The sequence below is a fragment of the Streptomyces sp. NPDC048637 genome (assembly GCF_040650675.1).
In the GTDB taxonomy this organism is placed as follows: Bacteria; Actinomycetota; Actinomycetes; order Streptomycetales; family Streptomycetaceae; genus Streptomyces.
Genome location: NZ_JBEZHQ010000023.1, coordinates 62,946 through 76,919, shown reverse-complemented (window position 1 = coordinate 76,919; position 13,974 = coordinate 62,946). Strand labels below are relative to the sequence as shown.

The 13,974-nt window shown below is 69.4% G+C and carries 10 protein-coding genes and 1 tRNA gene; 9 read left to right on the top strand and 2 right to left on the bottom strand.

Annotation, left to right across the window (positions count from 1 at the left end; genetic code table 11):
* Nucleotides 1-4: 4 nt before the first annotated feature.
* Nucleotides 5-2,743 (bottom strand): DNA polymerase I, encoded by a 2,739-nt coding sequence (gene polA, locus AB0C46_RS26015; protein ID WP_362830658.1) that lies wholly within the window; start codon nt 2,741-2,743, stop codon nt 5-7.
* A gap of 248 nt (nt 2,744-2,991) precedes the next feature.
* Between polA and AB0C46_RS26010 the strand changes: the two genes are divergently transcribed.
* The 7 genes from AB0C46_RS26010 (at nt 2,992) to AB0C46_RS25980 (ending at nt 12,144) form a co-directional block, all read left to right on the top strand.
* The gene (locus AB0C46_RS26010; protein ID WP_362830656.1) at nt 2,992-5,292 is read left to right on the top strand and encodes an FdhF/YdeP family oxidoreductase; all 2,301 of its coding nucleotides are present in this window, start codon (nt 2,992-2,994) and stop codon (nt 5,290-5,292) included.
* 116 nt (nt 5,293-5,408) lie between these two features.
* Entirely contained in the window at nt 5,409-5,882 is a 474-nt protein-coding gene (locus AB0C46_RS26005; RefSeq protein WP_362830654.1) for a PaaI family thioesterase, read from the top strand.
* Nucleotides 5,883-6,365: 483 nt separating this feature from the next.
* Nucleotides 6,366-7,586 (top strand): branched-chain amino acid ABC transporter substrate-binding protein, encoded by a 1,221-nt coding sequence (locus AB0C46_RS26000; RefSeq protein ID WP_362830727.1) that lies wholly within the window; start codon nt 6,366-6,368, stop codon nt 7,584-7,586.
* Nucleotides 7,587-7,737: 151 nt separating this feature from the next.
* Complete coding sequence (locus AB0C46_RS25995; RefSeq protein WP_362830652.1) at nt 7,738-8,667, top strand: branched-chain amino acid ABC transporter permease; 930 nt, start codon at nt 7,738-7,740, stop codon at nt 8,665-8,667.
* A gap of 5 nt (nt 8,668-8,672) precedes the next feature.
* On the top strand, nt 8,673-10,469 hold the full coding sequence (locus tag AB0C46_RS25990; protein WP_362830650.1) for a branched-chain amino acid ABC transporter permease: 1,797 nt from the start codon (nt 8,673-8,675) through the stop codon (nt 10,467-10,469).
* Between the two features lie 5 nt (nt 10,470-10,474).
* Nucleotides 10,475-11,431, top strand: a complete 957-nt coding sequence (locus tag AB0C46_RS25985) for an ABC transporter ATP-binding protein (RefSeq protein WP_362830648.1) — start codon at nt 10,475-10,477, stop codon at nt 11,429-11,431.
* A complete protein-coding gene (locus tag AB0C46_RS25980; RefSeq protein ID WP_362830646.1) occupies nt 11,428-12,144 on the top strand; it encodes an ABC transporter ATP-binding protein in 717 nt (238 codons plus the stop codon). The genes AB0C46_RS25985 and AB0C46_RS25980 overlap by 4 nt, the downstream gene beginning before the upstream one ends.
* Before the next feature lie 89 nt (nt 12,145-12,233).
* Here the strand turns inward: AB0C46_RS25980 and AB0C46_RS25975 are convergent, their stop codons facing one another.
* Nucleotides 12,234-12,887 carry a response regulator gene (locus AB0C46_RS25975; RefSeq protein ID WP_327227083.1) on the bottom strand — a complete coding sequence of 218 codons (654 nt, stop codon included), beginning with the start codon at nt 12,885-12,887 and terminating at the stop codon, nt 12,234-12,236.
* A 97-nt stretch (nt 12,888-12,984) separates the two neighbouring features.
* On the opposite strand from AB0C46_RS25975, the gene AB0C46_RS25970 reads away from it, so the two are divergent.
* Together AB0C46_RS25970 and AB0C46_RS25965 are read left to right on the top strand one after the other, a co-directional pair.
* A tRNA-Leu gene (locus tag AB0C46_RS25970) sits at nt 12,985-13,058 on the top strand.
* Between the two features lie 110 nt (nt 13,059-13,168).
* On the top strand, nt 13,169-13,942 hold the full coding sequence (locus AB0C46_RS25965; protein WP_362830645.1) for a transcriptional regulator: 774 nt from the start codon (nt 13,169-13,171) through the stop codon (nt 13,940-13,942).
* The last annotated feature ends 32 nt before the right edge of the window (nt 13,943-13,974 follow it).

Sequence of the window (13,974 nt, the reverse complement as noted above, 5' to 3'; positions counted from 1 at the left end):
CGGCTCAGTGCGCCGCCGACTCCCAGTCCTTGCCGGAGCCGACCGAGACGTCCAGAGGAGCGCTCAGTTCGACCGCTGCGGCCATTTCGCGGCGGACCAGTTCCTCGACCTTCTTGCGTTCGCCGGGGGCCACCTCCACGACGATTTCGTCGTGGACCTGGAGCAGCAGCCGGGACTCCAGCTCCGCGGCCCGCAGCGCCGCGTCGACCCGCAGCATCGCGATCTTGACGATATCGGCGGCGGTGCCCTGGATCGGGGCGTTCAGCGCCATCCGCTCGGCCATTTCGCGGCGCTGGCGGTTGTCGCTGTTGAGGTCGGGGAGATAGCGGCGGCGGCCGAGCATGGTCTCCGTGTAGCCGGTGGCGCGGGCCTCCTCCACGACACGCTGGAGGTAGTCGCGCACCCCGCCGAACCGCTCGAAGAAGTTGTCCATCAGCTTGCGGGCCTCATCGGGCTGGATGCCCAGCTGCTGGGCGAGGCCGAAGGCCGACAGCCCGTACGCCAGGCCGTAGGACATCGCCTTGATCTTGCGGCGCATCTCCGGGTCGACCTTGGTCTTGTCGACCGAGAAGACATGGGAGGCGACGGTGGTGTGCAGGTCCTCACCGGAGGTGAACGCCTCGATCAGGCCCTCGTCCTCGGAGAGATGGGCCATCACCCGCAGCTCGATCTGGCTGTAGTCGGCGGTCAGCAGCGATTCGAAGCCCTCGCCGACGACGAAGCCGCGGCGGATCGCCCGGCCCTCGTCCGTGCGCACCGGGATGTTCTGCAGATTGGGGTCCGTGGAGGACAGCCGGCCGGTGGCCGCCACGGTCTGGTTGAAGGTGGTGTGGATCCGGCCGTCGGCGGCGATGGTCTTGATCAGGCCCTCGACGGTCGTGCGCAGCTTGGCCTGCTCACGGTGCCGGAGCATGATCACCGGGAGTTCGTTGTCGGTCTGCGCGGCCAGCCAGGCGAGCGCATCGGCGTCGGTGGTGTAACCCGTCTTGGTCTTCTTGGTCTTGGGCAGACCCAGCTCGCCGAAGAGGACCTCCTGCAGCTGCTTGGGCGAGCCCAGGTTGAACTCATGGCCCGCGGCGGCGTGCGCCTCCTTGACGGCCTGCTGCACCGCGCCCGCGAACTGCTGCTCCATCCGCTCCAGCCAGCCCCGGTCCGCGGCGATACCGGCCCGCTCCATCCGGGCCAGCAGCGTGCTGGTCGGCAGCTCCACCTCGCGCAGCAGCTCGGCCGCGCCGACCTCCGCCAGCTTCGCCTCGAACGCCGTCCCCAGGTCGAGGACCGTGCGCGCCTGCGCCATCAGGGCCTCGGCCTCGGCCTGCTCGTCCGCGCCGAACGCCAGCTGGCCGTCGCCGGCCGCGGCCGGGGCGAGGTCACGCCCCAGGTATTCGAGGGACAGTGCGTCCAGCGCGAAGGAGCGGCGGCCCGGCTTGACCAGATAGGCGGCCAGTGCGGTGTCCATGGTGACGCCGTCGATGCGCCAGCCGTGCTCGCCGAAGACGCGCATCAGGCCCTTGGCGTTGTGCATCACCTTGGGGCGGGCGGCGTCGGCGCTCCAGGCGGCGAAGGCCTGCTCGTCGGCCTCGTCGAGCTGGGCCGGGTCGAACCAGGCGGCCGGGCCGTCGGGGGCGGCGAGCGCCACCTCGGCGACGCTGCCGCTGCCCAGCGTCCACACATCGACGGTGGCCACGCCCAGGGGGCCCGTGCCGTGAGCGGCCAGCCACGGAGCGAGTTCGCCCGTACCGATGACCGTGCCGTCCACCTCCACGCCGGCGGCCGGGGCGGTCTCCTCCGCGGCCTCCTCGGCGCCCGGGTCGACGGCGTGCAGCCGGTCCCGCAGGCCCTGGTTGCGGATCTCCAGTGCGTTGAGGAACACCGTGAGCGCCTCACGGTCGTACGCCTCGCGGGTCAGCTCCGCCGGGCCGCACGACAGCTCGACATCGCGCACCATCTCCGTCAGCCGGCGGTTGAGCTTGACCGCCTCCAGGTGCTCGCGGAGGTTGGCGCCCGCCTTGCCCTTGACCTCGTCGGCGCGCTCCACCAACTCCGCGAACGAACCGAACTGGTTGATCCACTTCGTGGCGGTCTTCTCGCCGACGCCGGGGATGCCGGGGAGGTTGTCGGACGGGTCGCCGCGCAGCGCGGCGAAGTCGGGGTACTGGGCGGGGGTCAGGCCGTACTTCTCGAAGACCTTCTCCGGGGTGAAGCGCGTCAGCTCCGAGACACCCTTGGTGGGGTAGAGGACCGTGACGTCGTCGGAGACCAGCTGGAAGGAGTCGCGGTCGCCGGTGACGATCGAGACCTCGAAGCCCTGCGTGGTGGCCTGCTCGGTGAGCGTGGCGATGACGTCGTCAGCCTCGAAGCCGTCGACCGCGAACCGCTTCACCCGCATCGCGTCGAGCAGCTCGCCGATCAGCTCGACCTGGCCCTTGAACTCGTCGGGCGTCTTGGAACGGTTCGCCTTGTAGTCGGCGAACTCCTCGGACCGCCAGGTCTTGCGGGAGACGTCGAACGCCACCGCGAAATGCGTGGGCGCCTCGTCGCGCAGGGTGTTCGCGAGCATCGACGCGAAGCCGTAGATCGCATTGGTCGGTTGTCCCGTGACGGTCGTGAAATTCTCCACGGGCAGGGCGAAGAACGCCCGGTATGCCATGGAATGCCCGTCCATCAGGAGCAGACGGGGGCGACCGCCCGCCGCCGCTTCGGTACCGGTCGTTTCGCTCTTCTTCGCTGCCTTTGCTGCCACGCCCCCGATCCTGCCACGCCCCACTGACAATCCCCGCCGCGGCGGCCCCGGCCCCTCACCGCACACGGCCCCGGCCACCGCCCGCACCCCGCCCCGGGCCGCGCCGCAGACCCGGCCGCTCCCCGGTCCGCACCCCGGCGATCGCCTCTACACCGCCCCGCGCGTCCGTGACAGGATCTGATGCGTACCGCAACGATCCGCCGGCTCCGGCGGAGCGCGCACCAGCTCACGGCTCAAGGGAGAGCGCCATGGCAGGCAAGCCGCCCGCGTCGGACCCCATCCAGGACGCGCCCCAGGTCAGCGAACCCCAGCGCTCCGCCGTCGGACTGCCGGCCCTCACCCACGCCCTGCGCATCGCCCAGCAGCAGATGGGCGTGCGCCGTTCCGCCCTCACCCTCCTGCGCGTCAACCAGCCGAACGGCTTCGACTGCCCCGGCTGCGCCTGGCCCGAGCCCGACAAGCCGCACACCGCCGAATTCTGCGAGAACGGCGCAAAGGCCGTCGCCGAAGAGGCCACCCTGCGCCGCGTCACCCCGGACTTCTTCGCCGAGCACTCCGTCGCCGCCCTCGCGACCCGCAGCGGCTACTGGCTCGGCCAGCAGGGCCGCCTCACCCACCCCATGTACCTCGCCGAGGGCGCCGACCACTACGAGCCGGTGACCTGGGAGCGGGCCTTCGACATCGTCGGCGAGGAGCTGACCGCCCTCGGCTCCCCCGACGAGGCCGTCTTCTACACCTCCGGCCGCACCAGCAACGAAGCCGCCTTCCTCTACCAGCTCTTCGCCCGCGAATTCGGCACCAACAACCTCCCCGACTGCTCCAACATGTGCCATGAGTCGTCGGGCTCCGCCCTGACGGAGACCATCGGCATCGGCAAGGGCAGCGTCCTCCTGGAGGACCTCTACAAGGCCGACCTGATCATCGTCGCCGGCCAGAACCCGGGCACCAACCACCCGCGGATGCTCACCGCCCTGGAGAAGGCCAAGGCCGGCGGCACGAAGATCATCTCGATCAACCCGCTGCCCGAGGCCGGACTGGAGCGCTTCAAGAACCCGCAGACCCCCCGCGGGCTGGCCGGCGGCGGCACCGCGCTCACCGACCTCTTCCTCCAGGTACGCCTCGGCGGCGACCAGGCCCTCTTCCGCGCCCTCAACCGCCTCCTCCTCGACACCGACGGAGCCCTCGACGAGGACTTCATCCGCGAACACACCCACGGCTTCGAGGAGTTCGCGCGCACCGCCCGCGCCGATGACGACTGGGACGAGACCCTGCGCGCCACCGGCCTGACCCGCGAGGAGATCGACCGCACGCTCGCCATGGTCCTCGGCTCGCGCCGCACCATCGTGTGCTGGGCGATGGGCCTGACCCAGCACAAGCACTCCGTCCCCACCATCCAGGAAGTCGTCAACTTCCTCCTGCTGCGCGGCAACATCGGCCGCCCCGGCGCCGGCGTCTGCCCCGTACGCGGCCACAGCAACGTCCAGGGCGACCGCACCATGGGCATCTTCGAGCGGCCCGCGCCCGCCTTCCTCGACGCCCTGGAGAAGGAGTTCGGCTTCGCCCCGCCCCGGGAGCACGGCCTCGATGTCGTCCGCGCCATCCGCGCCCTGCGCGACGGGCAGGCCAAGGTGTTCTTCGCGATGGGCGGCAACTTCGTCTCCGCCACCCCCGACACCGACGTCACCGAGGCCGCGATGCGCCGCGCCCGGCTGACCGTCCATGTGTCCACCAAGCTCAACCGCTCGCATGTGATCACCGGCGCCCGCGCACTGATCCTGCCGACACTGGGCCGTACGGAACGCGATGTGCAGACCGGCCCGGACGGCAAGCGCGCCGAACAGTTCGTGACCGTCGAGGACTCCATGGGCATGGTGCACGCCTCCCGCGGCCGCCTGGAGCCCGCCGGCCCCCAGCTGCTGTCCGAGACGGCCATCGTCTCCCGCCTGGCCCGCCGCGTCCTCGGCGCCCGAAGCCGCACCCCCTGGGAGGAGTTCGCGCGGGACTACGCGACAATCCGCGACCGTATCGCCCAGGTCATCCCGGGCTTCGAGGACTTCAACACCCAGGTCGCCCGCCCCGGGGGCTTCGCCCTCCCGCACGCCCCCCGGGACAGCCGCAGCTTCCCCACCGCCACCGGGAAGGCCAACTTCACCGCCGCGCCCGTCGAATACCCCACCGCCCCGGAAGGGCGGCTGCTGCTGCAGACGCTGCGCTCGCACGACCAGTACAACACCACCATCTACGGCCTCGACGACCGCTACCGCGGCATCAAGAACGGCCGCCGGGTAGTGCTCGTCCACCCCGACGACGCCCGCGAACGGGGCCTGGCCGACGGCGCGTACACCGACCTGGTCAGCGAATGGACGGACGGCAGCGAGCGGCGCGCGCCCGGCTTCCGCGTCGTGCACTACCCGACGGCCCGCGGCTGCGCGGCCGCCTACTACCCCGAGACCAATGTCCTCATCCCGCTCGACCACACCGCCGACACCAGCAACACCCCCGCCGCCAAGTCGATCGTGATCCGCCTGGAGAGCCCCCGGGAGGACTGACCGCCCACAGGGAGGCCGGCGGGAACGACGACCCCGCGCTGAGCGCTTGCTCAGGGGCCTGATAGGAACAGGCACGGATCGACGACGATCACGGGCGAGCGAACGGAGCCGTAGGCATGGGTGAGCGCAGCACGACCAAGTTTCCGCAGGAAATCCTCGACCAGTGGACCGGCCTCGGCCTGGACCTGCCCTCCTTCTTCTCCGCCGGACACCTCGGCGAGCGGATGAGCGTGCAGGTCACCGAAGCCGCCCCCGAGCGCATCGTCGGCACCATGCCCGTCGAGGGCAACACCCAGCCCTACGGGCTGCTGCACGGCGGCGCCTCGGCCGTCCTCGCCGAGACCCTCGGCTCCGTCGGCGCCATGCTCCACGGCGGCCCCACCAAGCTCGCCGTCGGCGTCGACCTGAACTGCACCCACCACCGCGGCGCCCGCTCCGGACTGGTCACCGGCGTCGCCACCCCCGTACACCGTGGCCGCTCCACCGCCACCTACGAGATCGTGATCACCGACGAACAGGACAAGCGGGTCTGCACCGCCCGGCTGACCTGCATGCTGCGCGATGCGGACACCGACGCCTACCGCGGCTGACCCACCCCGGCCGGCGCTCCGCCGGCCCGCCGCCACGGCCCCGCCCCGATCCCGGGAGCGGGGCCGTCCACGTATCCGTAACTCTGAGTAACCCGTGTGCCGTGCGCCGCCCGGCGCAACTCCCGTACCCCCCACGGGCATCGGCACCACCCTGACCGGCGCATCCGCTATCCGGACGCCGTTCCGTCACCACGCGCCCCATCCCCCCGTGGAAGTGCGAGTTCACCCTCCGCACCGCGTTCGCCCTGCGGTGTAAGGACCATAACGGCATAACGCTCATCGAAGGTCATAACAAGAGCGTCACATCCTGGTCGGCGCCTCTGCCGGTGCGACGAACACCGGCTTAGAGTCACCGCCAGTCACCGCGCCGCCGGGCCCGCTGACGGGGCACGCACCCTCGCGCTCCAGCTCGCCCGGCCGCGGAACGGCCATGCGACAGCCGTGGCCGCGCCAGGGAAAGGACTGATCGTGCGTCACCGTTCCTTGCTTCTCCTCACCACCGCAGTCACCGCCGGCGCCCTCACGCTCTCCGCGTGCGGCTCCCGCGGCGACAACAAGAGCGGCGACGGCTCCAAGACCACCGTCGTCATCGGCCTCGACGCCCCCACCACCGGCGAGCTCTCCGCCCTGGGCCTGGGCATCCGCAACTCCGCCCAGCTCGCCATCGACACCGCCAACAAGGCCGGTGAGGTCAAGGGCGTCACCTTCAAGCTCGAAGCCCTCGACGACAAGGCCCTCCCCAACGTCGGCCAGCAGAACGCCACCAAGCTCGCGGGCGACAAGGACGTGCTCGGCGTCGTCGGCCCGCTCAACTCCGGCGTCGCCCAGTCCATGCAGCAGGTCTCCAAGCAGAACAACCTCACCCTGATATCGCCGGCGAACACCACGCCCGACCTCACCCAGGGCAAGGACTGGAAGCAGAACAAGCGCGTCCGCCCCTTCCCCACCTACTTCCGCACCGCCACCACCGACGAGGTGCAGGGCGCCTTCGACGGCCAGTACGCGTGGGAGAAGATGAAGGCCAAGAAGGCCTATGTGATCGACGACCAGAAGACCTACGGCGTCGGCCTCGCCTCCTCCTTCAAGGACCAGTTCAGCAAGCTCGGCGGAAAGATCGCCGGCACCGAACACGTCAGCCCCGACGACCGTGACTTCAAGGCCGTCGTCTCCAAGGTCAAGTCCGCCAAGCCCGACCTGGTCTTCTACGGCGGCGAGTACCCCGCCTCCGGCCCGCTCAGCCAGCAGCTCAAGGACGGCGGCGTCACCGTTCCCCTCATGGGCGGCGACGGCATGTACAGCGGCGACTACATCAAGCTGAACAAGAAGGCGCAGGGCGACTACGCCTCCTCCGTCGGCAAGCCCGTCGAGGAGCTCCCCTCCGCCAAGAAGTTCATCGCCGACTACAAGGCAGCCGGCTTCAAGGAGTCCTACGAGGCCTACGGCGGCTCCACCTACGACTCGACCTGGGCCATCATCCAGGCCGTGAAGAAGGTCGTCGAGGACAACGACGGCAAGCTCCCCGACGACGCCCGCAAGAAGGTCGTCGACGCGATGAACAAGGTCACCTTCGACGGTGTCACCGGCCCCATCGCCTTCGACAAATACGGCGACACCACCAACACCATGATCACCGCCTACCAGGTGGACAAGGGGAAGTGGGCCTCCCGCTTCAGCGCCGAATTCAAGAAGTTCGACAAGAGCTGACCGACCGCACCACCCCACACCACCCGGGCCGCGCCAGGACGCACGAACGACCCTGGCGCGGCCCGTGGCACACCGGGACACCCCCGGTGGCCCGTGGCGCACACCGGGACACCCCGGACTCTTCTCACTCCCACGCAACGGAGGCCCTGCGGTGAGCGAACTGCCGCAACAGCTGGCCAACGGACTCATCCTCGGCGCGATGTACGGACTCATCGCGATCGGCTACACGATGGTCTACGGAATCGTCCAGCTCATCAACTTCGCCCATGGCGAGATCTTCATGGTCGGCGGCTTCGGAGCGCTCAGCGTCTTCCTCGCACTGCCCGCCGGCACCTCACTCGCCCTCGCCCTGCCGATCATGCTCCTCGGGGGCGTCGCCGTATCCGTCCTCGTCGGCATCGCAGCGGAACGATTCGCCTACCGACCACTGCGCGGCGCCCCACGCCTCGCCCCCCTCATCACCGCCATCGGCCTGTCCATCGCCCTCCAGCAAGCCATCTGGAAGTGGTACCCCGACGGCAAACAGGCCCGCGTCTTCCCCCAGTTCAAGGGCCACGCCTTCGACATCCTCGGCGCCACCGTCCAGCGCGGCGACCTCTTCGTCCTCATCGCCGCCCCCGCCTGCATGATCGCCCTCGGCTTCTTCGTCGCCAAGACCCGCAGCGGCCGGGCCATGCAGGCCACCGCGCAGGACCCCGACACCGCCAAGCTCATGGGCATCAACACCGACCGCATCATCGTCCTGGCCTTCGCCATCGGCGCCGCCTTCGCCGGTGTCGCCGCCGTCGCCTACGGACTGCGCACCGGCGAGGTCCAGTTCCGCATGGGCTTCATCATGGGCCTCAAGGCCTTCACCGCGGCCGTGCTCGGCGGCATCGGCAACATCTACGGCGCCATGCTCGGCGGCGTCGTCCTCGGCGTCGCCGAAGCCCTCGCCACCGCCTACATCGAGGAAATACCCGGCATGGAGCAATTCGGCGGCGGAGCCTGGAAGGACGTCTGGGCCTTCGTCCTCCTCATCCTCGTACTGCTGCTCCGACCACAAGGCCTCCTGGGCGAACGCGTCGCGGATCGGGCGTGATACCGATGACCACGAAGACCACCACCACCCCGGCCCGCGGCCTGATCCCGCTCCCCGAGCGCACCGCACGCCTCATCACCGCCGCGGGCGCCCTGGCCACCGCTGCCACCACCGGCCTCGCCTGGACCTGGAGCAGCGACTTCCCCGGCGACCTCACCTACTACTTCTCCCCCGCCGGACTGCAGATCGTCACCCTCGTCGGCGGCGTCCTCACCCTGCTGTTCGCCCTCGCGGCCCTCGGCGTCCGCGGCCTGCAATGGCTCACCCCCGCAGGGCGCAACGCCCCCACCCTCCTCGCGGCCCTCGCCACCTTCGCCGCCACCTGGTTCACCCTCATCGCCATCGCCGTCCACCTCAACGGCCTGATCAACCTCGAACCGGGCGGCGCCCTCGCGGCCGTCACCTCCCTGATCACCCTCGCCGGCGCCCTCGCGCTGCCCCCCGACCAGGCCGCCGACAAGCAACCCGGCACCCCCTGGCAGCGCTTCACCGCGAGCCTCGCCGCCTCCCCCCTACGGCCCCGCACCCGCGAACTCCCCTCCTGGGCCGAGATCCTGATCATCGCCGCCGCCTTCGCCGCCGGCCTCCTCGCCTTCACCTACGGCATCGACACCGACGACGGCGCCCCCTTCGTCGGCTACCTGATCTTCATGGTGCTGGCCCTCCCCGCCCTCAACCGGGCCGGACTCATCGCACGGCTCACCGCACTCACCCACACCCACCGCGGCGTGGCCCTCGGCGCGGCCTTCATCGCCGCCGCCTGCTTCCCCCTCACCCAGGACACCGACCAGTACACGCTCATCGGGGCCAACATCCTGATCTTCGCGACCGTCGCCCTGGGCCTCAATGTCGTCGTCGGCCTCGCCGGCCTCCTCGACCTCGGCTACGTCGCCTTCCTCGGCGTCGGCGCCTACGCCGCCGCCCTCGTCTCCGGCTCCCCCGAATCCGCCCTCGGGCTCCACTTCCCCTTCTGGGCAGCCCTCCTGACCGGCGCCGCGGCCTCCCTCATCTTCGGCGTCCTCATCGGCGCCCCCACCCTGCGGCTGCGCGGCGACTACCTCGCCATCGTCACCCTCGGCTTCGGTGAGATCTTCCGCATCGCCATGCTCAACCTCAACGGCACCACCGGCCCCGACGTCACCAACGGCGCCATGGGCATCCCCAACATCCCCAACCTCGAAATCTTCGGCTTCAACTTCGGCGAACCCCACACCATCCTCGGCATCCCCATCGCCACCTACGGCAACTACTACCTGCTGATGATCCTCGTGACGGCCTTCGTCGTCCTCGTCTTCCGGCGCGCCGCGGCCTCCCGCATCGGCCGCGCCTGGATCGCCATCCGCGAGGACGAAACCGCCGCCATCGCCATGGGCATCAACAGCTTCCGCCTCCGCCTCCTGGCCTTCGCCCTCGGCGCCGCCCTCGCCGGACTCGCCGGCACCGTGCACGCCCACGTCGTCACCACCGCCACCCCCGAACAGTTCCAGTTCGCCGGGCCGCAGCCCCCCAACTCCGCCTTCCTCCTCGCCGCCGTCATCCTCGGCGGCATGGGAACCCTCAGCGGCCCCCTCGTCGGCGCCGCCCTCCTCTTCCTCATCCCCGCCAAACTCGACTTCCTCCAGGACTACCAACTCCTCCTCTTCGGCATCGCCCTCGTCCTGCTCATGCGCTTCCGCCCCGAAGGCCTCATCCCCGACCGCAGGAAGCAGCTCGAATTCCACGAGACCGGCCAACTCGACGTGCCCGACCAGCGCCTCCCCGACGCAGACGCCACCCTCGGCGCCACCAAGGCAAAGGCGTGACGACCATGACCACACCAGCCACCCTCGCCCCCGCCACCGACACCGTCCTCAAGGCCGACGGCGTCACCATGCGCTTCGGCGGACTCACCGCCGTACGCGGCGTCGACCTCACCGTCGGCGCCGGCGAAATCGTCGGCCTCATCGGCCCCAACGGCGCCGGCAAAACCACCTTCTTCAACTGCCTCACCGGCCTCTACGTGCCCACCGAAGGCACCGTCAGCTACCGAGGCACCCGCCTCTCCTGCAAACCCCACCTCGTCACCCAGGCCGGCGTCGCCCGCACCTTCCAGAACATCCGGCTCTTCGCCAACATGACCGTCCTGGAAAACGTCCTCGTCGGACGCCACACCCGCACCAAGGAAGGCCTCTGGTCAGCCCTCCTGCGCGGCCCAGGCTTCAAGAAGGCGGAACGCACCAGCGAGGAACGCGCCATGGAACTCCTGGAGTTCACCGGCCTCGCCCACAAACGCGACCACCTCGCCCGCAACCTCCCCTACGGCGAACAACGCAAGCTCGAAATCGCCCGCGCCCTCGCCAGCGAACCCGGACTGCTGCTGCTGGACGAACCCACCGCCGGCATGAACCCCCAGGAAACCCGCGCCACCCAGGAACTCGTCCTCGCCATCCGCGCACAGGGCATCGCCGTCCTCGTCATCGAGCACGACATGCGCTTCATCTTCAACATGTGCGACCGCGTCGCCGTCCTCGTCCAAGGACAGAAACTCGTCGAAGGCACCGCGGAAGTCGTCCAGGCCGACGAACGCGTCATCGCCGCCTACCTCGGCACCCCCGTCGAGGACGTCGCGGCCCCGGACCCGGCCACGGACCCGGCAGCCGCACCGGCCCCGGCCGGCCCCGGCACCCCACCCGACACCCCGGACGCGGCAGCAGAACCCGACGCAGCAGACGGGGCGGCCCCCGCAGACCGGCCGGCCCAGGGACAGACCGGAGACACCCCATGACCGCACTGCTCGAAGTCGAGGACCTCCGCGTCGCCTACGGCAAGATCGAAGCCGTCAAAGGCATCTCGTTCTCCGTCGAAGCAGGCCAGGCCGTCACCCTCATCGGCACCAACGGCGCCGGCAAGACCACCACCCTGCGCACCCTCTCCGGCCTCCTCAAGCCCCTCGCCGGCAAGATCACCTTCGACGGCGAACCGCTCAACGGCGTCCCCGCCCACAAGATCGTCGAACGCGGCCTCGCCCACTCCCCCGAAGGCCGCCGCCTCTTCCCCCGCCTCACCATCGCCGAAAACCTCAAGCTCGGCGCCTTCCTCCGCAAAGACGCCGACGGCATCGAGAAGGACATCCAGCGCGTCTACGACCTCTTCCCCATCCTCGGCGAACGCAGCAAACAGGCCTCCGGCACCCTGTCCGGCGGCGAACAGCAAATGCTCGCCATGGGCCGCGCCCTGATGTCCCGCCCCAAACTCCTCATGCTCGACGAGCCCTCCATGGGCCTCTCCCCGATCATGATGCAGAAGATCATGGAGACCATCCGCGAACTCCGCTCCCAAGGCACCACCATCCTCCTCGTCGAACAGAACGCCCAGGCCGCGCTCTCCCTCGCCGACCAAGGACACGTCATGGAAATCGGCCGCATCGTCCACTCCGGCAGCGGCGCATCCCTCCTCCACGACGAATCCGTCCGCAAGGCCTACCTCGGCGAGGACTGACCCGCACAGCGCCGCAACGCGAGCGGCCCCGCACCGGTCAACACCGGTACGGGGCCGCTCGCGCGCTCGGTACGAGCCCTGCGGATCCTCTACTGATCCTTCTGCTGCTTCTTCTCCTCGGCGTCCTCGATGACCGCCTCGGCCACCTGCTGCATCGACAGCCGGCGGTCCATCGACGTCTTCTGGATCCACCGGAACGCAGCCGGCTCCGTCAGCCCGTACTGCGTCTGCAGAATGCTCTTCGCCCGGTCCACCAGCTTCCGCGTCTCCAGCCGCTGCGTGAGGTCCGCGACCTCCTGTTCCAGCGTCCTCAGCTCGGTGAACCGGCTCACCGCCATCTCGATCGCCGGAACCACGTCGGTCTTCGAGAACGGCTTCACCAGATACGCCATCGCCCCCGCGTCCCGCGCCCGCTCCACCAGCTCACGCTGCGAGAACGCGGTCAGCATCAGCACCGGCGCGATGCTCTCCTCGGCGATCTTCTCGGCCGCCGAGATACCGTCCAGCACCGGCATCTTCACGTCCAGGATCACCAGGTCGGGACGGTGCTCCCGGGCCAGCTCCACGGCGGTCTGACCGTCCCCGGCCTCGCCGACGACGGTGTAGCCCTCCTCCTCCAGCATCTCTTTGAGATCGAGACGGATGAGGGCCTCGTCCTCGGCGATCACGACGCGCGTGGTCAGCGGCGGGACGTGCGACAGATCGTCATCGGCGGCGGGCTGCTCGGGCTCGGCGGCGCTCACGGGACTCCTCATTCCAGGCAGGTGGTGCCCCATGAGCCTACCTATCTCCTGTATGTTTGAGTCACGGAGGGGCTACACTATCCTTCGGATTGCAGGGGCTCCGGTAGTCCAATCGGCAGAGACGATACCCTCAAAAGGTATTCAGTGTGGGTTCGAGTCCCACCCGGGGCACTTCACCTTCGATTCGAAGATTTGTGAACCGTTGGCGATCTTTCACTCGCCCAGGTGAACATCTCTTCGATTTGCCTCGCGAAGGTACGGCGGCGCTCACGCTCGCCTTCATGTACGACCGTGAAACGCGCGAGCGGGCCCTCGCCCTCGTCAAGCAAGGCCGCAGCCTCAACTCGGTGAGCCGGCAAACCGGGATATCCCGATACGCGATCCGCTCCTGGCAGACCCGAATCGAGCCCACCCCCCGTACGACGCAGTGCCCGCGGTGTGAGCCCGTGCCGCGATTACCGGAATGCGCCGAGCAGTACGCGTACTTACTCGGCCTCTACCTGGGCGACGGGTGCCTCAGCCGACAGCCACACCGCGGCGGGTACGCGCTGCGCATTGCCTGTGCGGATGCGTGGCCCGGGCTGATCGGAGCGTGCCGCCAGGCTGTCAAAGACGTCCGCCCCATGAACAGCGTGTGCGTGATCCAGCGCCAAGGATGCGTCATGGTGACGAGTTACAGCCACCATTGGCCCTGCCTGTTCCCCCAGCACGGCCCCGGCAAGAAACACGAGCGGCCGATCGTCCTCGAAGGCTGGCAGCAGCAGATCGTGGACGCGCATCCCTGGGAGTTCCTCCGCGGACTCATCCACTCCGACGGCTGCCGTATCACCAACTGGACGACCAGGATGGTGGCCGGCGAGCACAAACGCTACGAGTATCCGCGGTACTTCTTCACCAACAAGTCCGATGACATCCGCAGGCTCTTCTCGGACACCCTCACCAAGGTCGGCGTCGAGTGGACCGTCCTCGCCCGCGGCAGCGATCCATTCAACATCTCCGTGGCCCGCAAGGGCTCCGTCGCCCTCATGGACCAACACATCGGGCCGAAGTACTGACAGGGACGGCAGTCAGGTACCTCGGCCCAGCG